The organism is Pseudomonas sp. CCOS 191 (assembly GCF_001007005.1).
GTDB lineage: Bacteria > Pseudomonadota > Gammaproteobacteria > Pseudomonadales > Pseudomonadaceae > Aquipseudomonas > Aquipseudomonas soli.
Genome location: NZ_LN847264.1, coordinates 5,782,184 through 5,805,096, shown reverse-complemented (window position 1 = coordinate 5,805,096; position 22,913 = coordinate 5,782,184). Strand labels below are relative to the sequence as shown.

Annotated in this window: 20 protein-coding genes and 1 pseudogene; 14 read left to right on the top strand and 7 right to left on the bottom strand. The window is 64.5% G+C overall.

Going from position 1 to position 22,913, the window contains the following annotated elements; all coding sequences use genetic code 11:
* Positions 1-200: 200 nt before the first annotated feature.
* The 7 genes from CCOS191_RS25895 to CCOS191_RS25865 all read left to right on the top strand — a co-directional run bounded on the left by CCOS191_RS25895 (position 201) and on the right by CCOS191_RS25865 (position 6,810).
* Positions 201-1,013: a tetratricopeptide repeat protein gene (locus tag CCOS191_RS25895; RefSeq protein WP_046857550.1), complete on the top strand. Its 813-nt coding sequence runs from the start codon at positions 201-203 to the stop codon at positions 1,011-1,013.
* A 127-nt stretch (positions 1,014-1,140) separates the two neighbouring features.
* Positions 1,141-1,578 carry a MarR family winged helix-turn-helix transcriptional regulator gene (locus CCOS191_RS25890; protein ID WP_023630816.1) on the top strand — a complete coding sequence of 146 codons (438 nt, stop codon included), beginning with the start codon at positions 1,141-1,143 and terminating at the stop codon, positions 1,576-1,578.
* Positions 1,575-3,662: an FUSC family protein gene (locus CCOS191_RS25885; RefSeq protein WP_046857549.1), complete on the top strand. Its 2,088-nt coding sequence runs from the start codon at positions 1,575-1,577 to the stop codon at positions 3,660-3,662. The genes CCOS191_RS25890 and CCOS191_RS25885 overlap by 4 nt, the downstream gene beginning before the upstream one ends.
* Positions 3,659-3,871 carry a DUF1656 domain-containing protein gene (locus tag CCOS191_RS25880; protein ID WP_011531590.1) on the top strand — a complete coding sequence of 71 codons (213 nt, stop codon included), beginning with the start codon at positions 3,659-3,661 and terminating at the stop codon, positions 3,869-3,871. Before CCOS191_RS25885 ends, CCOS191_RS25880 begins: the two co-directional genes overlap by 4 nt.
* Positions 3,868-4,743, top strand: coding sequence for an efflux RND transporter periplasmic adaptor subunit (locus CCOS191_RS25875; RefSeq protein ID WP_046857548.1), 876 nt, complete (start codon positions 3,868-3,870; stop codon positions 4,741-4,743). The genes CCOS191_RS25880 and CCOS191_RS25875 overlap by 4 nt, the downstream gene beginning before the upstream one ends.
* Entirely contained in the window at positions 4,740-6,158 is a 1,419-nt protein-coding gene (locus tag CCOS191_RS25870; protein WP_046857547.1) for an efflux transporter outer membrane subunit, read from the top strand. The genes CCOS191_RS25875 and CCOS191_RS25870 overlap by 4 nt, the downstream gene beginning before the upstream one ends.
* 196 nt (positions 6,159-6,354) lie before the next feature.
* Positions 6,355-6,810 carry an REP-associated tyrosine transposase gene (locus CCOS191_RS25865; protein WP_046857546.1) on the top strand — a complete coding sequence of 152 codons (456 nt, stop codon included), beginning with the start codon at positions 6,355-6,357 and terminating at the stop codon, positions 6,808-6,810.
* Between the two features lie 220 nt (positions 6,811-7,030).
* On the opposite strand, the gene CCOS191_RS25860 is transcribed toward CCOS191_RS25865, so the two are convergent.
* From CCOS191_RS25860 to CCOS191_RS25845, 4 genes are read right to left on the bottom strand one after another with little or no spacing between them, the layout of a single operon-like run.
* Positions 7,031-7,774 carry a hypothetical protein gene (locus CCOS191_RS25860; protein ID WP_046857545.1) on the bottom strand — a complete coding sequence of 248 codons (744 nt, stop codon included), beginning with the start codon at positions 7,772-7,774 and terminating at the stop codon, positions 7,031-7,033.
* A gap of 3 nt (positions 7,775-7,777) precedes the next feature.
* Positions 7,778-8,365, bottom strand: a complete 588-nt coding sequence (lpoB, locus tag CCOS191_RS25855; RefSeq protein WP_046857544.1) for a penicillin-binding protein activator LpoB — start codon at positions 8,363-8,365, stop codon at positions 7,778-7,780.
* 21 nt (positions 8,366-8,386) lie between these two features.
* On the bottom strand, positions 8,387-8,755 hold the full coding sequence (locus CCOS191_RS25850; RefSeq protein WP_046857543.1) for a YcfL family protein: 369 nt from the start codon (positions 8,753-8,755) through the stop codon (positions 8,387-8,389).
* 14 nt (positions 8,756-8,769) lie between these two features.
* Positions 8,770-10,161 (bottom strand): COG3014 family protein, encoded by a 1,392-nt coding sequence (locus CCOS191_RS25845; protein ID WP_046857542.1) that lies wholly within the window; start codon positions 10,159-10,161, stop codon positions 8,770-8,772.
* A 289-nt stretch (positions 10,162-10,450) separates the two neighbouring features.
* Between CCOS191_RS25845 and CCOS191_RS25840 the strand changes: the two genes are divergently transcribed.
* Positions 10,451-12,394 carry a cytochrome c/FTR1 family iron permease gene (locus CCOS191_RS25840; RefSeq protein ID WP_046857541.1) on the top strand — a complete coding sequence of 648 codons (1,944 nt, stop codon included), beginning with the start codon at positions 10,451-10,453 and terminating at the stop codon, positions 12,392-12,394.
* A 95-nt stretch (positions 12,395-12,489) separates the two neighbouring features.
* A complete protein-coding gene (locus CCOS191_RS25835; RefSeq protein WP_023630873.1) occupies positions 12,490-12,942 on the top strand; it encodes a YaiI/YqxD family protein in 453 nt (150 codons plus the stop codon).
* Positions 12,943-13,031: 89 nt separating this feature from the next.
* On the opposite strand, the gene elbB is transcribed toward CCOS191_RS25835, so the two are convergent.
* The gene (elbB, locus tag CCOS191_RS25830; protein ID WP_046857540.1) at positions 13,032-13,700 is read right to left on the bottom strand and encodes an isoprenoid biosynthesis glyoxalase ElbB; all 669 of its coding nucleotides are present in this window, start codon (positions 13,698-13,700) and stop codon (positions 13,032-13,034) included.
* 113 nt (positions 13,701-13,813) lie between these two features.
* Between elbB and CCOS191_RS28500 the strand changes: the two are divergent.
* Positions 13,814-14,440, top strand: a pseudogene (locus CCOS191_RS28500) (sterol desaturase family protein); the annotation flags it as partial.
* A 501-nt stretch (positions 14,441-14,941) separates the two neighbouring features.
* Here the strand turns inward: CCOS191_RS28500 and CCOS191_RS27745 are convergent.
* Entirely contained in the window at positions 14,942-15,586 is a 645-nt protein-coding gene (locus tag CCOS191_RS27745) for a DedA family protein (protein WP_082120495.1), read from the bottom strand.
* Between the two features lie 208 nt (positions 15,587-15,794).
* On the opposite strand from CCOS191_RS27745, the gene hemB reads away from it, so the two are divergent.
* A complete protein-coding gene (gene hemB / locus CCOS191_RS25815; protein WP_046857538.1) occupies positions 15,795-16,805 on the top strand; it encodes a porphobilinogen synthase in 1,011 nt (336 codons plus the stop codon).
* A 79-nt stretch (positions 16,806-16,884) separates the two neighbouring features.
* Entirely contained in the window at positions 16,885-19,065 is a 2,181-nt protein-coding gene (ppk1, locus tag CCOS191_RS25810; RefSeq protein WP_401107872.1) for a polyphosphate kinase 1, read from the top strand.
* A gap of 129 nt (positions 19,066-19,194) precedes the next feature.
* Here ppk1 and ppx read toward each other — a convergent pair whose 3' ends face one another.
* Positions 19,195-20,697: an exopolyphosphatase gene (gene ppx, locus CCOS191_RS25805; protein ID WP_046857536.1), complete on the bottom strand. Its 1,503-nt coding sequence runs from the start codon at positions 20,695-20,697 to the stop codon at positions 19,195-19,197.
* Positions 20,698-20,941: 244 nt separating this feature from the next.
* Between ppx and trxA the strand changes: the two genes are divergently transcribed.
* The gene (trxA, locus tag CCOS191_RS25800; protein ID WP_046857535.1) at positions 20,942-21,271 is read left to right on the top strand and encodes a thioredoxin TrxA; all 330 of its coding nucleotides are present in this window, start codon (positions 20,942-20,944) and stop codon (positions 21,269-21,271) included.
* A 310-nt stretch (positions 21,272-21,581) separates the two neighbouring features.
* Positions 21,582-22,841 (top strand): transcription termination factor Rho, encoded by a 1,260-nt coding sequence (gene rho / locus CCOS191_RS25795; RefSeq protein WP_011536308.1) that lies wholly within the window; start codon positions 21,582-21,584, stop codon positions 22,839-22,841.
* Positions 22,842-22,913 lie beyond the last annotated feature (72 nt).

Here is a 22,913-nt window from a genome sequence, read left to right as displayed (position 1 = left end):
ACGTCCTTGTCTAGGCTTGCCGGCATAGGATGGCGGCACGGGCAGGGCATGGCAATTGGCCACAGCCTGCTCAGATCAAGGAAGATGCAATTGGTTGCCTGGGATCAATTCGTTCGCGACAGGTTTTGTCGTGGCATCGCGCAGAATCACGCCTCACCACAGTGGAGGTTGGAGCTGTGGGTCGTTCAATGAGGATGAACATGTCTGCCGCCAGCAATATCCATTCGCTGCTTGCCCGGCTTCTACCCGAGCGGATCGTCCCGGCACCGGCCCGCCCCGGACAGCGCCACCGGCTGTTCGCCGGGGTCGGCATGCCTGCCCAACAGGCCCTGAGCGGCGAGCGCTTTGGCCTGATCGACCGCCTGGACGAGGCAGTCGACCTGCAGGCGGTCTACCACGACCTCTGCCGCCAGGCCCTGCTGGGCAATGTCGCCGCGCTCAACGACCTGGGCTGGATCTGGCTCAATGGCAAATACTGGCGCGGCGACACGGTGCTGGCGGGGCACCTGTTGCGCATGGCGGCGTTGCAGGGCAACGCTGCCGCCTGGTTCAACCTCGGCCAGCAGCACTACTTCGGCAAGGGCGTTGATGTTTCCTACGTCAACGCGGCCGAATACTACCGCCATGCTTTCGAGCGGGGCATGGTGCATGCCGCCGCGGCGCTGGCCGATCTGTACGAGGAAGAGGTGTGCGAGGGTGACCAGGTGTGGCAGGTCGATCCGCTCGAGGCTTACCAATGGTTTCTGCGTGGCGCCGAGCGTGGCGAGAAGCGCTGCCGCTTCGAGGTGGGGTACCGATTGCTGCACGGTCTGTACGTCGAAGCCGATATCAAGGCCGGTCTTTACTGGCTGGAGTTGGCGGCGGCAACCGGGGTGATGCAGGCCGCCGAGGAGCTGGCAGTGCATTTCAGCAGCCGCGACGCGGCGCGCTACCTGGGCTGGCGCGACCAGGCGATCCAGCTGGGCAGCACGCTGGCACTGACCATGAAGCTGGAAGACCAGATCCAGCCTTGAGCGCAGCGTGCCTGCCGGGATCATGAACAACCTTTCATCTTTTCCCTCCGTCACCTGCGGTTGACGACAGGGGGAGGGCAGGGCGTATATTGATAGTTAGCAAACTATGAATATCCTCGGTTCTCACATGTCCCTCGACGCACTGCACCTGAAAATCAGCAGCGGCATGGTTGTGGCTGCCCGGCACTGGCGCCGCCTGTGCCAGGGCGCCCTGACCGGCTACGGCATTTCCGAAGCCTGCGCCGTCCCCTTGCTGATGATCGTGCGCCTGGGCGATGGCGTGCATCAGGTGGCGGTGGCCCAGGCGGCCGGGTTGGAAAGCCCGTCGCTGGTGCGCCTGCTCGACCAGTTGTGCAAGGCTGGCCTGGTGTGTCGCAGCGAGGACCCGCTGGACCGTCGTGCCAAGGCGCTGAGCCTGACCGTCGAGGGCCGTGCGCTGGCCGAGTCCATCGAAGGCGAGCTGGTACGCCTGCGTCGTGAGGTGCTTGGAGGCATCGACCAGGCCGACCTGGAGGCCACCTTGCGGGTCATCCATGCCTTCGAACAGGCAGGCCTGCAGCCATGAGTGGCTTCTTCAGCTCGGTCCCGCCGGCCCGCGACTGGTTCTACGGCGTACGCACCTTCGCCGCGTCGATGATTGCCCTGTATATCGCCCTGCTGATGCAACTGCCACGCCCGTACTGGGCCATGGCCACGGTCTATATCGTCTCCAGTCCATTCCTCGGCCCGACCACCTCCAAGGCGCTGTACCGCGCCCTGGGTACCCTGCTGGGCGCTGGCGGGGCGATATTGCTGGTGCCGCCGCTGGTGCAATCGCCGCTGCTGCTGAGCATCGCCATCGCCCTGTGGACCGGCACGTTGCTGTTCCTCTCGCTGAACCTGCGCACGGCCAACAACTACGTGCTGATGCTGGCCGGCTACACCCTGCCGATGATCGCCTTGGCGGTGGTCGACAACCCGCTGGCAGTGTTCGACGTGGCCTCGTCCCGGGCCCAGGAAATCTGCCTGGGGATCGTCTGTGCGGCGGTGGTTGGCGCGGTGTTCTGGCCGCGCCGGCTGGCGCCCGTGGTGGTCGGCGCCACCGGCAGCTGGTTCGGCGAGGCGATCCGCTACTGCGACACCTACCTGGCCCGCGAAGCCGGCGCCGACAAGGTCGGCGGCATGCGTGGCGCGATGGTCACCACCTTCAACTCGCTGGAACTGATGATCGGCCAGCTCGGCCATGAAGGCGCCGGCCCGCATACCTTGAAGAACGCCCGCGAATTGCGCGGGCGGATGATCCATCTGCTGCCGGTGATCGACGCGCTCGACGATGCCCTGATCGCCCTTGAAGGTCGCGCCCCGGCGCAGTTCGCCTTGCTGCAACCGGTGCTGGACAGCGCCCGCGAATGGCTCGAAGGCACCGCCGACAGCGCGTCGGTGGCACGCTGGACCGCCCTGCACGAGCAGATCGACCGCCTGCAGCCGGGCGCCGCCGCCCTCGACCAGCGCGCCGAGCTGCTGCTGTCCAACGCCCTCTACCGCCTGACCGAATGGGTTGACCTGTGGCAGGACTGCTGCAGCCTGCAGCACGCCCTGCGCAAGGACGACGCCACACCCTGGCGCGCGGTCTACCGTCACTGGCGCCTGGGCCGGCTGACACCGTTCTTCGACCGCGGGCTGATGCTCTACTCGGTGTTTTCCACCGTCACCGCCATTGTCGTCGCCTGCGGCCTGTGGATCGGCCTGGGCTGGAACGACGGCGCCAGCGCGGTGATCCTCGCCGCCGTGTCGTGCAGTTTCTTCGCCGCCATGGACGACCCGGCGCCGCAGATCTACCGGTTCTTCTTCTGGACGCTGATGTCGGTGATCTTCTCCAGCCTGTACCTGTTCCTGGTGCTGCCCAACCTGCATGATTTCGCCATGCTGGTGCTGGCCTTCGCCGTGCCGTTCATCTGCGTCGGCACCCTGACCGTGCAGCCGCGTTTCTATCTCGGCACCTTGCTGACCATCGTCAACACCTCGACCTTCATCAGCATCCAGGGCGCCTACGACGCCGACTTCTTCACCTTCCTCAATTCCAACCTGGCCGGTCCCGTGGGGCTGCTGTTCGCTTTCATCTGGACCCTGGTGGTACGCCCGTTCGGCGTGGAGCTGGCAGCCAAGCGCATGACCCGCTTCGCCTGGCGCGACATCGTCGAGATGACCGCGCCGGCCACCCTGGCCGAGCACCGCCAGGTCGGCGTGCAGATGCTCGACCGCCTGATGCAGCACCTGCCTCGCCTGTCGCAGACCGGCCAGGACAGCGGCGTGGCTCTGCGCGACCTGCGCGTGGGCCTGAACCTGCTCGACCTGCTGGCGTACATGCCGCGCGCCGGCGCCCAGGCTCGCGAGCGCTTGCAGACGGTGATCGAGGAAGTCGGCGCGCACTATGCCGCCTGCCTGCGCGCCGGCGAGCGCCTGCATGCTCCGGCGGCACTGCTGCGCAACATGGAGCGCGCGCGCCTGGCGCTGAACCTCGATGAGCTTTACGAGCGCGGCGATGCCCGTACCCACCTGCTGCACGCCCTGGCCGGTTTGCGCCTGGCGCTGCTGCCAGGTGTCGAGGTGATGCTCGAGCCCGCCGAACAAACGCAACTGCCCCCGGGCCTCGACGGAGCACCCCTGTGATCGGTGAACTGGATATCAGCGGGGTGTTCCTGCCCACGCTGCTGGTGATGATGTTTGGCACCTACCTGTTGTACCTGGGCGTGCACGCAGTACTGGTGCGCCTGCATTTCTACCGCCTGGTCTGGCACCGGGCGCTGTTCAACGTTGCCCTGTATGCCGTGCTGCTTGGCGCGGTGGACCACTTTTGCCGAAGCCTGATGCTGCCATGAAAAAACCTTTGCTGACCTTGGGCCGCGTGGTCCTGACCTTGCTGGTAGTGACCTTCGCCGCCGTGCTCGTGTGGCAGATGGTGGTGTACTACATGTTCGCCCCCTGGACCCGCGACGGTCATATCCGCGCTGACGTGATCCAGATCGCCCCGGATGTTTCCGGGCTGATCCAGCAGGTCGAGGTGCGCGACAACCAGACCATCAAGCGCGGTGACGTGCTGTTCACCATCGACCAGGACCGTTTCACCCTGGCCCTGCGCCAGGCCAAGGCAACCCTGGCCGAACGCCAGGAAACCCTGGCCCAGGCCTCCCGCGAGGCCCAGCGCAACCGCAAGCTGGGCAACCTGGTGGCGGCCGAGCAGCTGGAAGAGAGCCAGTCCCGCGAGGCCCGCGCCCGTTCGGCGGTGAGTGAGGCCCAGGTGCAGGTGGATGTCGCCCAGCTCAATCTCGACCGCTCGGTGGTGCGCAGCCCGGTGGATGGCTACCTCAACGACCGCGCCCCGCGCGCTCATGAGTTCGTCAGCGCCGGGCGCCCGGTGTTGTCGGTGGTCGACAGCGCCTCGTACCACGTCGATGGCTACTTCGAGGAAACCAAGCTGGGCGGGATCCATATCGGCGACGCCGTGGATATCCGTGTGATGGGCGACCCCACCCACCTGCGCGGCCGAGTGCAGAGCCTCTCCGCCGGTATCGAGGACCGCGACCGCAGCAGCGGCGCCAACCTGCTGCCCAACGTCAACCCGGCGTTCAGTTGGGTGCGCCTGGCCCAGCGGATCCCGGTACGCATCACCTTCGACGAAGTGCCGGCAGACTTTCGCATGATCGCCGGGCGCACCGCCACGGTGTCGATCGTCGAGGGCCAACGCCCATGAAACAGCTGATCCTGGCGGGGCTGTGCCTGTCCCTCGGCGCCTGCATGATGGTCGGCCCGGACTACGAGCTGCCCAAGGAGGCCGCTGTGCAGCGCGGCGACCTCAACGGCCCGCTGCGCCAGGACGCCGACAGCGTGGTCTCGGCGCCGGTGCCCGAGGACTGGTGGCAGCTGTATCAGGATCAACGGCTCAACCAGCTGGTGCGCGAGGCGCTCGGCGCAAACACCGAGCTGCGCGTGGCTGCCGCCAACATCGCCAAGGCCCGCGCCCAGGTGGAGGTGGCCGAGTCGCAGGGTGGCTTCAATGGTGGCGTCAAGCTGGGTGCCCAGCGCCTGCAGGAGTCCGGCGAAGCGTTCCTGCTGCCGGAGAAAGTGCCGGTGGCCAACATTGGCGAGGCGATCATCAGCGCCAGCTACCAGTTCGACCTGTGGGGCACCTTCAAGCGCGGCACCGAGGCCGCCAAGGCCAATGCCGATGCCGTGCAAGCCGCCGCCGACACCGCGCGCATCACCCTGGTGGCCGATGTGGTCAAGGCCTACACCCAGGTGTGCTCGGCCAACGAGGAGTACCACATCGCCCGCGAGTCGCTGGACCTGCAGCAGCAGAGCGTGCAACTGACCCAGCGTCTGCGCGACGCCGGGCGTGGCGATGAGAGCCAGGTCACCCGGTCGCAGACCCAGTTCAAGTCCTTGCGCGCCGAGCTGCCGCGCTTCAAGGTCGAGCGCGAGGCGGGCCTCTATACGCTGGCCGCGTTGCTGGCCAAGCCTGTCGAGCAATTGCCTGCCGGCACCGCCGATTGCGCCGAGCTGCCACAGCTGTCGCAACTGGTTCCGGTCGGCGATGGTGCGGCTCTGCTCAAGCGCCGCCCGGATGTGCGCCAGGCCGAGCGCCAGTTGGCCGCAGCCACCGCCACCATCGGTGTGGCCACTGGCGCGTTGTACCCGGATATCAGCATCGGCGCCCAGGTGGGCACCATCGGCATCCTCGACAACCTCGGTGAGCCGGCCACCAACCGCTGGGGCTTCGGCCCGCAGGTCAGTTGGACCATCCCCACCAACGGCACCCGCGCGCGCATCCGCATGGCCGAGGCCTCGACCCAGGCGGCGCTGGCGCATTTCGATGGGGTAGTACTGAATGCCATTCGCGAAACCCAGACCCGCCTGGCGCAATACAGCGCGCTGCTGGATCGACGCGACGCGCTGGCCGAGGCGGAGCGCTCCGCCAAGGAGTCGGCGGACCAGACCCACATGCGCTATCAGGTAGGGCGTGAGTCGTTCCTGGCGGACCTGCAGGCGACGCGGACCTACACCGATGTACGGGCACAGCTGGCGGCAGCCAACAGCCAGGTGGCGATGGGGCAGATCGGGGTGTTCCTGGCATTGGGTGGCGGCTGGAAGAATAGCGCCAGGCCCTGAAATCCCTGGGGCCGCTGTGCGGCCCTTTCGTCGCGGTTCGTCGCCACGACAAACCGGCTCCCACAAAGGCTGCACAGATCCCTGTGGGAGCCGGCTTGCCGGCGATGGAGGCAACACAGAAACATCACGTGTCACTCCATTTACGCCTCGCCCGCTGAGGGAACTAGCCTGACCTGTCATCAACAGGAGCAGGCATATGGATAGTCCTCATTCCGATCAACTCAGGCGTGGCAGGTTCTCCGAACCAGGCAGGCTTTATCTGCTCACCAGCAAGACCTTGAACCGCGTGCCGTATCTGGTCGATCTGCGATCGGCTCGGTTACTGATTGCGCAGTTGCGCACTGTGAAGCAAGAAGGCATCGCCCGTTCGCTGGCCTGGGTTGTGATGCCAGATCATTTTCACTGGCTTGTGGAGCTTGGGGACGTGGATCTGAAAACGCTGATGCGCAGGGTCAAGTCGCGCAGTACGCGGATGATCAATGGATATCAGAGGCGCACCGGTCGCCTGTGGCAGCAAGGCTTTCATGATCGGGCATTGCGGCGTGAGGAAGATGTGCGCGCTGTTGCGCGCTACATTGTCATGAATCCCAAGCGGTCAGGCTTGGTTGAGAGGATCGGCGATTATCCGCATTGGGATGCCATCTGGATTTGAATGGGCAGCTGTCATGGTTGCCTGTGCTGGCCTCATCGCCGGCAAGCCGGCTCCCACAAAAGCTGCACAGATCCCTGTGGGAGCCGGCTTGCCGGCGAAAGGGCTGCAGAGCAGCCCCAACGATTTGTGCATCACAGCTAAATCCCAGGGGCCGCTTCGCGGCCCTTTCCGGCCGGTCCGACGCCTCGGTAAGGCCGCTCCTACAGGGATTGCGTGTGGCTCAGTTCAGCACCCGCGCCGGCTCATCCGGCGGCAGGTTGTCCCGCCCACGCGGCTGCTTCGCCTGCCCAGGTACCGAGCCGCCCAACTGCTCGGCCAACTGCTGCGCCACATCCTCGCCCAGCGCCTTCGACACATCGCGCACCACCCGCGGACGGTTCAACGTCACGCGGCGGTCCTGGCTTTTCACCAGTTTGGTGTCCTGCCCTTCACCCATGGCGGTGAACGCCGAGGTGATCTCGTAGGTGCGGGTGTTGATCAGGCTGAAGTCGGCGACCACGGTCAGGCCCAGCACCGCCGAGTAGCTGTCGGTGTGGTCCAGCGAGTTGATGTCCTGCTGGAAGTCGATGTCCGACAGGGTGCCGAACAGCACGTAGTCGGCACCCTTGAACGCGCCGTTCTTGATGCGGCGGATCACGTCGTACACGTCTTCCTTCGAGTCGGCGGTGTAGGGGCGGCCCTGGACCAGCTGGAACATGCCGGTCTTGAGGATCTCACCCTTGATGTCGCCACCGAACTTGCGCAGTTCGGTCTGCTCGATGTAGCTGTTGAGGCTCTCGTACTCGCTGTAGCTCGACTGGCCGCTGGCGTGGTACATGCCGGCCTGGCCGCTGCTCTGGGCGTTGATGGTGTGGATGTATTCCTCCACCTGCGCCTGGTAGGCCAGGTCGGTCACCGCCACCTTGGGGGCCGCCTGCGCGCCGAAGGCGCAGGCCAGGCCGATTATTGCCATCCATGCACGCATCGATCAGCGCTCCGTGGTCTTGCGGATTTCTTTTTCGTCCATCCACTCGGCCAGGCCGCTTTCCACGTCGATCAGCTGCAGGCTGAATTTGTAGAACACGTCCTTGTAGTCGCTGCTGCGCTTGACGATCGAGCTGATCGAGCCTTCCAGGCGGTACTGGGCAGCGATCATGTTGCCGGTCTTGGCCACGGTCTTCTTCTTGTACAGGCCGCTCTGGTTCTGCAGCTTGAGCTGGTCGACCTGGCTCTGCATGTCGGTGTTGTCGCTGGCGAAGCGGGCGGCGCCGGACTTCATCAGCTGGGTCTTGATCGAGGTGGTGATCTCGCGGGTATCGATGTACTCGCTGGTCTTGTTCTTCACGTCGTACACCTGCACCACTGGGCGGCCATGCAGCACGCCGGACTGGGCCAGCGAGCGGGTCATGCTCTCGGCGATCATCTGCAGGTCGGTGGAGCCGAACTCGTTGGTCACCAGTTCGACGGCCTTGCTGTCGCCGTAGCTGATGTTCTTGCCGCCGAGAACCGGCGAAGGGGTGCTGCAGCCACTGACCAGGGCGATGGCGAGGGTGGCGAGGGAAAGGCGTGCAAACATCGAATGTGCTCCTGAAAGGGGTTACCGGGTGTGGACTTCGAGGCGGAAGTCGTGGGCAGCGGGGGTCGGGGCGATGGCGGGCAGGAACTTGGCCTGCTTGCCGTACAGCGGCAGGGCCTTCCAGCTCTCTTCATCGGCCACCGGGAAACCATCGCTGCCCAGCCAGGCGAAGCGGTAGAACAGGGTCTGGTTGCTGCGGCTGCTGTTGGTCAGCGCCACGTTGACAGTGAGATAGCCGTTTTCGCGGGCGACGCGCATCTGGCCGATCTCGATGTCATCCAGCTGGCCCATGGTCACCACCTTGCTGGCGGCGCTGCCCGGGGCAGGGGGCGGGGTGGCGCAGCCGGCCAGGAGGGCGACGGCGGCCAGGGCGAGGCATGTTTTGCGCATGTTCGATCCTTGGGTTACTTGAGGCTGGCGACAGCGGTGGCTGCGGCCTGCGGGGCGACTTCGACGGACGGGCCGCCAGCGAACACGCGGTTGCCGACCACGCGCAGGCTGACCACCTGGTAGGGGCGATCGACTTTCACCGTGACCTGGGTGCCGCCGAGGCTCGACGGCAGGCTCAGGTGGTGTTCGCCCTGCTTGAGGCGTACACGGGCCACCTGGGTTTCGTCGGGCAGGGTGCGCCAGGTGCGGGTATCGGCACCTTCCAGCACGGTGGAGGCAATGCCCACCACCAGCCCGGCCATCGGGTTGGTCTGGTTCAGGTTCTTCTGCGCCACGCCGCGACTGATGGCGCGCACGCTGGTGCGCAGGATGATGCCCGGCATGTCGTCGCGCAGGGCGCGGCGTGACATGGCGGTGGTGCTGTTGAGCGCGGTCAGGGCCAGGGCCTTGTCGTTGAGCTGGATCTCGCTCAGGTGCGCGGTCGAAGTGTCTTCCCTGATGATCGGGAACGACAGCGGAGTGATCACCAGGTTGTCCTGGATCGGCAGTGGCAGTGGGATGCGGATCGAGTCACGCGCCGGGGCCAGGCCGGTCTGTACCACGATCAGCACGTCGCTTTCACCGGCCTTGGCGCTGTTCTTGTCCAGCTCCAGCAGCGCCTGGTCCAGCAGCGGGGTATTCGGGCGCAGCTCGGCGGCCTTGCGGTAGCCCGGCGCGGCCAGGCCCTTCTCGCCGAGGGCCTCGTAGACATAGCCGGACAGGTAATGGCTGAAGGCACTCTGGTAGCTGTTCTTCAGGCCGACCACCTCAGGGGCGTCGAGGCTGGCGACCGGGTAACCCTGCAGGTCCTTGTATTCGGTCTTGATGCCTTCCTTCTCGGCCTCTTCCTCGCGCTTGAGGTATTCCTTGTCGCGCAGCTCGGCGATGATCGCTTCGCGCTCGTGGGTCTTCTTGATCTCGGTGCGGGCGCCGTCGAAGTCGTTCTGCGCCAGCAGGTTCAAGGCCATCTGCGTGGTCAGCATGACTTTTTCGTAGTCGTAGCCTTCGTAGCGGCGCACTTTGTCGTTGACCAGGTAGCTGCCGAACTGGCTCAGGTACTTGTCGGTGTCGAGCTTGACCGACTCTTCCCACTGGAACACCACGCTGTCGGCCGAGCGCCAGGCGTCCTGGCTGCCCTTGAGGTCGCCCTTGGAGCGCAGCAGCTCGCCTTTTTCGAAGTAGTAGAGCAGGTCTTTCTTGTCGCCCTTGTTGTTGCTTTCCAGCAGGGCGAGGGCGGCGTCGACATTGCCGGCGGCCAACTGCTTGTTGGTCTCCTGCAGTTCGCTGTCGTAGCTGCGGAACACCGAGCAGCCGGTAAGCTGCACGGCGGCGACCAGGGTCGCCAGGGTGAGGGCGCGGGATACCATCGGACTTCTTCTTTCCCTGAAACGGTTGGCCGCGTGGGCGGGGGCGGCAGATCCCTCTGTTTTATCGCCAGAACCTCTCGATGGAGGCACCTTGATTGCTAATGGCTATTACGGCGGCGCGGGATTATACCCAAAGTAGTAGCTACGTGATGGCGAATTGCTTCGCATTTTCTGCAGGCGTGCCATCAGGCGGAAAAGCGCTTTCCAGGCTGTCGCTCGGTCAATTTGTCGCAAGATTTTTCATGAAATCTGCCGGTGAGCCTTGAGCGGGGGAGAGTGGAAGTGAACAATGTTCTCTTTCGTATTTCCGTCGAGATTGGCCATGATTTCCCGTTCCCGTCTGCTTGCCTGGCTGCCTGCCCTGTTGCTTGGCCCGATGCTGGCGCTGTGCAGCACCCCGACGCTGGCTGAAGCACCCGCCGAGGCGACCAAGGCGTTGCATCTGCTGGATTACATCGGTGCCGACTACCCACCGACCGTGCGCGACGGCAAGGTGGTGGACGACGGGGAGTACCGCGAGCAACAGGAGTTCAGCGGTGTGCTGGCCGAGCTGGTCAAGGGGCTGCCCGAGCATGCCGAGCGCGGCGCGCTGGAGCAGGGTGTCCAGAGCCTGCGCCAGGCCATCGACCAGCGACAGGATGGCGCCGGCGTTGCTCGCCAGGCCCGCCAGCTGGGTGCACGCCTGGCCGTGGCCTACGAGGTCAGCCAGGCACCGGTGATCACCCCGGACCCGGCCCGTGGCGCAGCGCTGTATGCCCAGAATTGCTCGATCTGCCACGGCGATACCGGGCTGGGCGATGGCCCGGCCGGCGTCGGCCTGGAGCCTGCGCCGGCCAACCTGCGCGATGCCGCGCGCCTCGACCAGCTCAGCCTGTTCGACCTGTACAACACCCTCGGGCTGGGCATCGAGGGCACCGAGATGCCCTCGTTCGCCGACCAGCTCGACGAGCGCCAGCGCTGGGACGTGGCGGCCTATATCGCCAGCTTCACCGCCGATCCGCAGGCGGCAAAGAGCGACAAGACCTGGAACCTCGCCGACCTGGCCCGGCAGACCCCGGCCGAAGTTGCCGCCAGTGAAGGCGTGAACGCCGTGGCCGCGTTCCGCGCCCAGCGGGCTCAACCGCCGCAGGTCAAGCGTGGCCCGGCGCAGTTGCTCGAGTACACCTCCAGCACCCTGGACAAGAGCCTGGCGGCTTACCGCGCCGGCGACCACGACCAGGCCTACGACTTGTCGGTGGCGGCTTACCTGGAAGGCTTCGAGCTGGTGGAAAGCTCGCTCGACAACATCGATACCCAGGCCCGCAAGGACACCGAGAAGTCGCTGATGGCCTACCGTCAGTCGCTGCAGGACGGCCTGCCGGTGGCCCAGGCCGAACAGCGCCTGGCCGAAGCCAAGGTCAAGCTCGAACAGGCCTCGAAGCTGCTGGGCAGCGATGGCCTGAGTTGGTCGTTGAGCTACATCTCCGGCCTGCTGATCCTGTTGCGCGAGGGCCTGGAGGCGATCCTGGTGCTGGCGGCGATCCTCGCTTTCCTGCGCAACACCGGCCAGCAGTCGGCTGTGCGCAGCGTCAACGTTGGCTGGGCCTTGGCCCTGGTCGCCGGCTTCGCCACCTGGGCCCTGGCGGCCTACGTGATCGACGTCGGTGGCGCGCAGCGTGAGCTGCTCGAAGGCTGCACGGCCTTGTTCGCCGCGGTGATGGTGTTGTGGCTCGGCGTGTGGATGCACGACCGCCGCCACGCCGCCGCCTGGCAGGACTACATCAAGAGCAGCCTGGTCAGTGGCGGCGGGCGCTTCGGCTTTGCCGTGCTGGCGTTCTTCTCGGTGTACCGCGAGCTGTTCGAGGTGATCCTGTTCTACGAGACCCTGTGGCTGCAGGCCGGGCCGGCTGGCCACCAGGCGGTTCTGGCAGGCGGTGCCACGGCGCTGGTGCTGCTGGTGGGCCTGGCATGGGTGATCCTGCGCGGCTCGGCCAAGCTGCCGCTGTCGCTGTTCTTCAGCATCAACGCGGCTTTGCTCTGTGCGCTGTCGGTGGTGTTCGCCGGGCACGGCGTCAAGGCGCTGCAGGAGGCCGGCGTGCTGGGTACGCGGCCGGTGGCGTTCTTCGAGTTCGACTGGCTGGGGATCCACGCCGATCTCTACTCACTGAGCGCGCAGGCGGTGGCGTTGCTGGCTATCGTGTTCCTCTATGGGCGCAGCCGCTTGGCCGAGAAGCGCCGGGCGGCGGCCAGCTGAGTCTGTGCAGTGGGAAGGGGGTGGTGTGCCGCCACCCCGCCCCGCAATGAGGCTAGGGCTGGCATAATGTCCGCCCGGAGTACAGGATTAATCCCATGCGTGTATGGATCGATGCCGACGCCTGCCCCAAGGCGGCCAAGGACCTGATCGTCAAGTTCGCCCTCAAGCGCAAGCTGGAGGTGGTGATGGTGGCCGGCCAACCGCAGATCAAGCCGGCCTTCGCCTGCGTGCGGCTTATCGTGGTGCCCAGCGGCATGGACGCGGCCGACGACTACCTGGTGGACAACGCCGAGCCCGGCGAGCTGGTGATCTGCAGCGATGTGCCGCTGGCCGACCGCCTGATCAAGAAAGGCGTGGCAGCGCTGGACCCGCGTGGCCGCGAGTTCGACGAGCGCAACATGGGCGAGCGCCTGGCGGTGCGCAACCTGTTCACCGAACTGCGTGAGCAGGGGCAGGTGGGTGGCGGGCAGGCACCTTATGGCGAACGCGAGAAGCAGGCGTTCGCCAATGCCCTGGACCGGATTCTTGGACGGCTTTCCAAGCGTTGAGTACGTGGGGCTGCCGGTTCCCGCATGTGTAGGTGATCCTGTGGGAGCCGGCTTGCCGGCGATGGCCTGCGTAGCAGGCCTTCGAGGCCTTACTTGTCACCCTCGTGGGTCAGCTCCAGCACCCGATCCACCAACTTGTAGATGCCACCCGCCGCCTCGCTGATCGACTTGGCCAGCATGTACGCCGGGGTAGTCACCAGCTTGCGCTGGGTATCTTCGACGATATCGTGCACATCGCACTCTTCATGGGTGCCGCCCATCTTCACCACCGCCGCGCTGGTACCGGCGTCAGTGCCGATGGTGCAGACCACGCCCGGCCCATAGATCTTCGCCGCCAGGGCCGGCGAGATGCAGATCAGCCCGACCGGCTTGCAGGCATCGGCAAAGGCCTCGGCCAGCGCCAGCACGTCTGGTTGCACGGTGCAGTTGGCGCCTTCGACGGCAAAGTTCGACAGGTTCTTCGCCGCGCCGAAGCCTCCCGGCACGATCAGGGCGTCGAAGTCCTCGACCTTGGCTTCGCGAATGTCCTTCACCTCGCCACGGGCGATGCGCGCCGACTCCACCAGCACATTGCGCGATTCGGGCATATCTTCCCCGGTCAGGTGGTCGATCACATGCATCTGCGCGATGTTCGGCGCGAAGCACTGCACCTGGGCGCCGCGCTGGTCCAGGCGCAGCAGGGTGATCACGCTCTCATGGATTTCGGCGCCGTCATACACGCCGCAACCGGACAGAATCACCGCAACTTTTTTTGTCATGCTCAATACTCCAGTGTCGAGGCGCTAAATGTCCTCTAGTTTGGCAGATGTAGCCATGGGATTTGCCCCAGTGCAGGCCTAATCTTCGTGGACAACCTTGGAGGTGGCCGTTCATGGACCTGATTCTGCTGGCCGTGCCGTTCTTCTTCGTGCTGATCGCGGTGGAGCTGATCGCCGACCGCGTGCGCGGGCGCCGCAACTACCAGCTTGCCGACTCGATCAACAGCCTGAGCACCGGTGCGCTGTCCACCAGCACCGGGCTGTTGACCAAAGGGGTGGGGCTGATCACCTATGCCGTGGCCTGGGAGCACCTGGCCTGGCTGCGGCTGCCGGCGGATGCCTGGTGGGTGTGGGTGGTCGCCTTCGTGCTCTACGACCTCTGCTATTACTGGCTGCACCGCCTGGGTCACGAGCGCAACGTGTTGTGGGCCGCGCACTCGGTGCATCACCAGAGCGAGGAGTACAACCTCACCACCGCCTTGCGCCAGACCAGCAGCGGTTTTCTGTTTTCCTGGATCTTCTACCTGCCGCTGGCGTTGCTGGGCGTGCCGCCCCTGGTGTTCATCACCGTGGCCTCGCTGAACCTGCTCTACCAGTTCTGGGTGCACACCCGCCATGTGCCCAAGCTGGGCTGGCTCGAGTGGATTTTCATCACGCCGTCCAACCATCGCGTCCACCATGCGCAGAATCCTCTGTACTTGGATCGCAACTACGGCGGCGTGTTCATAATCTGGGACCGGCTGTTCGGTACTTTCCAGGAAGAGGACGAGCGCGAGCCGGTGATCTTCGGCGTGACCACGCCTTTGGCGAGCTGGAACCCGCTGTGGGCCAACGTACAGTTCTACGCCCAGCTGTGGGACGACGCCCGGCGAACGGCCCGTTGGTGGGACAAACTGCGCATCTGGTTCATGCCCACCGGCTGGCGGCCGGCGGACGTGGCCACCGCTTATCCACAGGCCAAGCAGGATCTTGCCGCGTTTCGCAAGTTCGCGATCCCGCTGGGCGGCGCACAGCAGCTGTACGTCACGGCGCAGTTCGCGGTCTACGTGGCGTTGGGCAGTTATCTGATGGACGTGGCGGAACAGGTGACGCCCGCGGCCCTGGCATTGGGCTGGACGGTAATGGCCTTCGGGTTGTTCGTGCTGGGCGTGGCGCTCGAGGATCGACCCTGGGCAGCGCGCCTGGAGCTGGCGCGCCTGCTGTCGAATGCGCCAGCGCTGTACCTGGCCGGCGCGCTGGGCTTAGTGCCGGTCACGCCCCTGTTCTGGCTGCTGCTCCTGGGTTACAGCCTGCTCAGCCTCGGCGGCCTGGCCCTCTGCCGCCGCGCGACGCTCGGCGCGGCTGTTGCGAAAGCGCCGGCGCAGCCAGAGCGCGAGGCCCAGCACCAGCAGGCCGCCGAGCACCCATAGCTCGTACTTCTTGATGCTGCCCAGCATGCCTTCGAGGATAGCGCCGAAGTGATAGGCGGCCAGGCCCAGGGCCAGGGCCCAGACTGCGGCGCCGATGCCGTTGAGCAGCAGGTAGCGGCGTGGCGGGTAGCCGGACAGGCCGATGGCCACCGGCATCACCGTGCGCAGGCCGTAGACGAAGCGGAAGCTCAGCACCCAGATGTCCGGATGGCGGCGGATATGCTCCAGCGCGCGGTCGCCCATGGCTTGCCAGCGAGGCTTGCGGGCGAGGATCTTGCGCCCGTGGCGTCGACCCATGAAATACCACAACTGGTCACCGGCATAACTGCCACAGAAGGCCACCAGGACCACCAGCTTGATATCCATGTATTCGCGAAACGCAAGAAACCCTGCGAGCACGAGGATGGTCTCGCCTTCGAAGAACGTGCCGAGAAAAAGGGCAAAGTAGCCGAAATCGTTCAGGAATTGTTGAAGCATTTTCTGGCGTGCTGGCGAAATGAACGCGCAGCCTACCCCTTCGGGCGCGTTCGGGAAAGTGTCCAAATGTGTCTCGACGTGAACAATTCCTACAAGGACAATGACTGCGGCCACAAGTCGCAGGGTTGCCCTCGGGTGTCACACAGGCGTCATAATGGCCGCTTATAACTGTCGCGCTCGCCCGCCTGCGCGGGCTCAGGAGTCTGCCGTGAGCTTTACCCCCGCCAATCGTCTGTTTCCTGCCACCCGTCTGCGTCGCAACCGCCGGGACGAATTCTCCCGTCGCCTGGTTCGCGAAAACACCCTGACTGTCGATGACCTGATTCTTCCGGTATTCGTACTGGACGGCGAGGGCCGCCGCGAAGAAGTGCCGTCCATGCCGGGCGTCGAGCGCCTGTCGATCGACCTGCTGCTGGAAGCCGCGCAGGGCTGGGTAGAGCTGGGCATTCCGGCGCTGGCGCTGTTCCCGGTGACCCCGATCGAAAAGAAATCCCTCGATGGCGCCGAAGCCTGGAACCCGGACGGTATCGCCCAGCGCGCCACCCGCGCCTTGCGTGCCCGCTTCCCGGAACTGGGGGTGATCACCGACGTGGCCCTTGACCCGTTCACCACCCACGGTCAGGACGGCATCCTCGACGAGGAAGGCTACGTGCAGAACGACATCACCGTCGACGCCCTGGTGCGTCAGGCGCTGTCCCATGCCGAGGCTGGCGCCCAGGTGGTCGCCCCGTCGGACATGATGGACGGCCGTCTCGGCGCGATCCGCGAAGCCCTCGAAGTGGCCGGCCACGTCAACGTGCGCATCATGGCCTACTCGGCCAAGTACGCCAGTGCCTACTACGGCCCGTTCCGCGACGCGGTCGGCTCGGCGCTGAACCTGGGCAAGGCCAACAAGGCCTCCTACCAGATGGATCCGGCCAACAGCGACGAGGCCCTGCACGAAGTGGCCACGGACCTTGCCGAAGGCGCCGACATGGTCATGGTCAAGCCGGGCATGCCGTACCTGGACATCGTTCACCGGGTGAAAACCGAGTTCAAGGTGCCGACCTTCGTCTATCAGGTCAGTGGCGAGTACGCCATGCACATGGCCGCGATCCAGAACGGCTGGCTCAGCGAAGCCGTGATCCTCGAATCCCTCACCGCATTCAAACGGGCAGGCGCCGATGGCATCCTGACCTATTTCGCCGTGCGTGCCGCTCAAATGATGAGAGGGCAGTAACGCTCTCCAGGAACGTCAGATGAATAACGAAGTGCTCAACCCTGTCGCGATCAAGGATGCCCAGGCCGTGCCCGAAGAAATGGTGCAGACCCCGCCCGACCTGCCGGAGGTAGCGCAGCCGGAACCTGTCGCTGAAGCCGCCCCGGCCCCAGCGCCTGCGCCGGCCCCGGCGATCGCCGTGCCGAGCCTGGACGACAGCAGCCTGTACATTCATCGCGAGCTTTCGCAGCTGCAGTTCAATATCCGCGTGCTGGAGCAGGCGCTGGACGAGTCGTACCCGCTGCTCGAGCGCCTGAAGTTCCTGTTGATCTTCTCCAGCAACCTGGACGAGTTCTTCGAAATCCGTGTGGCGGGCCTGAAGAAGCAGATCAACTTCGCCCGCGAACAGGCCGGTGCCGACGGCCTGCAGCCGCACCAGGCGCTGGCGCGGATCAGCGAACTGGTGCACCTCGAAGTGGATCGCCAGTACGCGATCCTCAACGACGTGCTGCTGCCAGAGCTGGAAAAGCACGCCATTCGCTTCATCCGCCGCCGTTACTGGACACCCAAGCTCAAGACCTGGGTACGGCGTTTTTTCCGCGACGAGATCGCGCCGATCATCACCCCGATCGGCCTCGACCCGACCCACCCGTTCCCGTTGCTGGTGAACAAGAGCCTGAACTTCATCGTCGAGCTCGAGGGTGTCGACGCCTTCGGCCGCGATTCGGGCCTGGCGATCATCCCGGCGCCGCGCCTGCTGCCGCGGGTGATCCGAGTGCCGGAAGACGTTGGCGGGCCAGGCGACAACTATGTGTTCCTGTCGTCGATGATCCATGCCCATGCCGATGACCTGTTCCAGGGCATGAAGGTCAAGGGCTGCTATCAGTTCCGCCTGACTCGTAACGCCGACCTGGCGCTGGACTCGGAAGAGGTCGACGACCTGGCCCGTGCCCTGCGCGGCGAGTTGTTCTCGCGCCGCTACGGCGATGCCGTGCGCCTCGAGGTAGCCGATACCTGCCCGAAACACCTCTCCGACTATCTGCTCAAGCAGTTCAGCCTGAGCGAGAGCGAGCTGTACCAGGTCAACGGCCCGGTCAACCTGACTCGCCTGTTCAGCATCACCGGGCTCGACAGCCACCCGGAGCTGCAGTACACGCCGTTCACCCCGGCGATCCCCAAGCTGCTGGTGAACGCCGACAACATCTTCAGTGTGATCGGCAAGCAGGACATCCTGCTGATGCACCCGTTCGAATCGTTCACCCCGGTGATCGACCTGCTGCGTCAGGCCGCCAAGGACCCGCACGTGCTTGCCGTGCGCCAGACGCTCTATCGCTCGGGTGCCAACTCGGAGATCGTCGACGCCCTGGTGGACGCGGCGCGTAACGGCAAGGAGGTCACGGCAGTGATCGAATTGCGCGCACGCTTCGACGAAGAGTCCAACCTGCAGATGGCCAGCCGCCTGCAGGCCGCCGGCGCGGTGGTGATCTACGGGGTGGTCGGTTTCAAGACCCACGCCAAGATGATGCTGATCCTGCGCCGCGAGCAGGGCGAAATCGTCCGTTACGCACACCTGGGCACCGGCAACTACCACGCCGGCAACGCCCGCCTGTACACCGACTACAGCCTGCTGACCTCCGACGACGCCCTCACCGAGGACGTCGGCAAACTGTTCAGCCAGCTGATCGGCATGGGCAAGACCCTGCGCATGAAGAAGCTGCTGCACGCGCCCTTCACCCTGAAAAAGGGCATGCTCGACATGATCGCCCGGGAGACCCAGTTCGCCCTGGAGGGCAAGCCTGCGCACATCATCGCCAAGTTCAACTCGCTGACCGACGCCAAGATCATCAAGGCGCTGTACAAGGCCAGCCAGTCGGGCGTGCGCATCGACCTGGTGGTGCGTGGCATGTGCTGCCTGCGGCCGGGCATCCCGGGCGTTTCGCACAACATCCATGTGCGCTCGATCATCGGCCGCTTCCTCGAGCACACCCGGGTGTTCTACTTCCTCAATGGCGGCGAGGAGCAGATCTACCTGTCCAGTGCCGACTGGATGGAGCGTAACCTCGACAAGCGTGTCGAGACCTGCTTCCCGGTGGAAGGCAAGAAGCTGTTGCTGCGGGTCAAGAAGGAGTTGGAGGGATACCTGACCGACAACACCCAGGCCTGGACCCTGCAACCGGACGGGCGCTACGTGCGCAGCACCCCGACCGGCAACCAGAACCCGCGCAGTGCCCAGGCGACCCTGCTGGAGCGCCTGAGCAACCCGGTCCTCAACGTACGCTAGAGCCCATGCCTGGTGCCTGTAGGAGCGGCTTCAGCCGCGATCACCGGCTTAGCCGGTGCCAGGCACCGTGTCGCCTGATTCGCGGCTAAAGCCGCTCCTACAGGGATTGCACTAGTGTAGGAGTATGAGTTACCTGACGCTCAGCACGAAATTGACCCGGGCCAGCCACTCCGCCTCGTTGGCGAAGTCGGCCTGGGTCAGCTGGTTTTCTTCCAGCCAGTTTGCAGGGAAGACCACTTCGAGGCTGTCGTCGCCGGCCTGCAGTACCACTTTCGGCATCTGCTGGTTGCCACGGATATGGTGGAAGAGGATGGCGAAGCGCAACAGCACGCACAGGCGGATCAGCTTGATGCCTTCGTCGCCGAACTCGGCGAACTTGTCCTTGGGAATGTTGCGGCGATGGCCGCGCACCAGCAGGGCCATCATCTGCTGGTCCTCGCGGGAGAAGCCGGACAGGTCGGAGTGCTCGATCAGGTAGGCGCCGTGCTTGTGGTAGTGGTAATGGGCGATGTCCAGGCCCACTTCGTGTACTTTCGCCGCCCAGCCCAGAAGATCGCGCCAGTTGCCGTCCTCGAGGTCCCATGCCTTGGCCACCTGGTCGAAGGCGTGCAGTGCCTTGCGCTCCACGCGTGCGGCCTGGCCTTGATCGACGTGGTAGCGCTCCATCAGCGAGTTCAGGGTGCGCTCGCGCACATCTTCGTGATGGTGGCGGCCCAGCAGGTCGAACAACACGCCTTCGCGCAGGGCACCGTCGCAGTGTTCCATGCGCTGCAGCTCCAGCGCATCGAAGATCGCCTCGAGGATGGCCAGGCCTGCGGGGAAAATGGTCCGGCGATCGGGCTTGACCCCCTCGAAGTCGATCTTGTCGGTCTCGCCCAGCTTGAACAGCTTGCGCTTGACCCAGGCCAAGCCCTCGGCGTTGACCTCGCCATTGCCCAGCCCGCCGGACTTGATGGCAGCGCCGATGGCGCGGATGGTCCCGGACGAGCCGATGGCCTCGTCCCAGGTCAGGCGGTGCAGGGCGTTCTCGATGCTCATCAGCTCCAGGCGCGCGGCGGTGTAGGCCTGTGCGTAGCGTGCCGGGGTGATCTTGCCGTCGCGGAAATAACGCTGGGTGAAGCTGACGCAGCCCATTTGCAGGCTTTCGCGCAGCAGCGGCTCGAAGCGCTGGCCGATGATGAACTCGGTGCTGCCGCCGCCGATGTCGGCGACCAGGCGCTTGCCCGGGGTGTCGGCCAGGGTGTGGGACACGCCCAGGTAGATCAGGCGCGCCTCTTCACGGCCGGAAATGACCTCGACCGGGTGGCCGAGGATGGCCTCGGCGCGCAGGATGAATTCGTTGCGGTTGCGTGCTTCGCGCAAGGCGTTGGTGCCGACGATGCGCACCGCGCCCTGGGGCATGCCGTTGATCAGCTGGGCGAAGCGCTTGAGGCATTCCAGGCCGCGCTGCATGGCTTCTTCGCTGAGCCTGCGCTCATCGTCGATGCCAGCGGCGAGCTGAACCTTTTCTCCAAGCCTTTCGAGGATGCGGATTTCCGTGTGATGGGCCTTGGCCACGACCATGTGGAAGCTGTTGGAGCCCAGGTCGATGGCGGCGATCAGAGACAGGTTCTTCGCGGTGGTATGCGGCATGGTCTGGAGGTTCTCGGTCGTTAACCCGGCAATCGTGCCACGATCGTGGTCCTACGCCAACGAGCGGCACTGCAAGGCTTGATGCATGGCAATGTCATAGCAATGTTATGACCGTGATATGACAGTTTCGATTCGTGGCGTCTTGCACAACTATAGTTACACTCAATCGTCTGTGGCTTCCTGTCGCGCCTGGGTGCGGCTATGATGGGCAACGTTTTTTTGTGCTTACGACCTGGAGATATCCATGAGCAGCGATCTTATCAAACATGTCACCGACGCCAGCTTCGAAGCCGACGTACTCAAGGCTGAAGGCGCGGTGCTGGTCGACTACTGGGCTGAATGGTGCGGCCCATGCAAGATGATCGCGCCGGTACTGGACGACATCGCTTCGGAATATCAAGGCAAGGTGACCATCGCCAAGCTGAACATCGACGAAAACCAGGAAACCCCGGCCAAGCACGGCGTGCGTGGCATCCCGACGCTGATGCTGTTCAAGAACGGCAACGTCGAGGCCACCAAGGTCGGCGCCTTGTCCAAGTCGCAGCTCAAAGCGTTCCTCGACGCCAGCCTGTGATGTGAAGAAGCCCCGCAAATGCGGGGCTTTTCTTTATCTGTTGTAGGTAGTTTCCCCGAGGGCTGGCGAGCCCCGGCCTTGCGACCATCCAGTCGGATAGCCCCGTAAAACACTGGCCAAAACCACTAGACGTCGAAAAAAGCAAGTGTTACATTCGGCCTCGCACTGCTTCTCCAGTGCCCTCTGCACGCCGTCGCCGAAGCATCCCTAATTCGAATCAGTACGCGATCCTGTCGCCATCTAGCGGCGCGGCCTCATTAAGCCAACTGCTTAATTTTTCCCTTCCTTACATGATTACGTCACTCCCCTTATGAACCTGACAGAACTCAAGCAAAAGCCGATTACCGATCTTTTGGAAATGGCCGAACAGATGGGCATCGAAAACATGGCCCGTTCGCGCAAACAGGACGTGATTTTCGCCCTGCTGAAAAAGCATGCGAAAAGCGGCGAAGAGATCTCGGGTGACGGCGTGCTGGAGATTCTCCAGGATGGTTTCGGTTTCCTGCGTTCGGCGGATGCCTCTTACCTGGCCGGCCCTGACGACATCTACGTTTCGCCCAGCCAGATCCGTCGCTTCAACCTGCGCACCGGCGACACCATCGTCGGCAAGATCCGCCCACCGAAGGAAGGCGAGCGTTACTTCGCGCTGCTGAAGGTCGATACCATCAACTTCGACCGTCCGGAAAACGCGAAGAACAAGATCCTGTTCGAAAACCTGACGCCGCTGTTCCCGAACAAGCGCCTGAAAATGGAAGCCGGTAACGGCTCCACCGAAGACCTCACCGGTCGCGTCATCGACCTGTGCGCCCCGATCGGCAAAGGCCAGCGTGGCCTGATCGTCGCACCGCCGAAAGCCGGTAAGACCATCATGCTGCAGAACATCGCGGCCAACATTACCCGCAACAACCCCGAGTGCCACCTGATCGTCCTGCTGATCGACGAGCGCCCGGAAGAAGTGACCGAGATGCAGCGCACTGTGCGCGGCGAAGTGGTCGCCTCGACCTTCGACGAGCCGCCGACCCGCCACGTGCAGGTTGCCGAAATGGTCATCGAGAAGGCCAAGCGCCTGGTCGAGCACAAGAAAGACGTGGTCATCCTGCTCGACTCCATCACCCGTCTGGCGCGTGCCTACAACACCGTGATCCCGAGCTCCGGCAAGGTACTGACCGGTGGTGTCGATGCCCACGCCCTGGAGAAGCCGAAGCGCTTCTTCGGTGCCGCCCGTAACATCGAGGAAGGCGGTTCGCTGACCATCATCGCCACCGCGCTGGTCGAGACTGGCTCGAAGATGGACGAAGTGATCTACGAAGAGTTCAAGGGTACCGGCAATATGGAGCTGCCCCTGGACCGCCGCATCGCCGAGAAGCGTGTGTTCCCGGCCATCAACATCAACAAGTCCGGTACCCGTCGCGAAGAGCTGCTGACCGCCGACGACGAACTGCAGCGCATGTGGATCCTGCGCAAGCTGCTGCACCCGATGGACGAGATCGCCGCCATCGAGTTCCTGGTCGACAAGCTCAAGCAGACCAAGACCAACGATGAGTTCTTCCTGTCGATGAAGCGCAAGTAAGCGTTTCAGGCTGGAACTGATTGGGGCTGCTTTGCAGCCCATCGCCGGCAAGCCGGCTCCCACAGGGCTCAC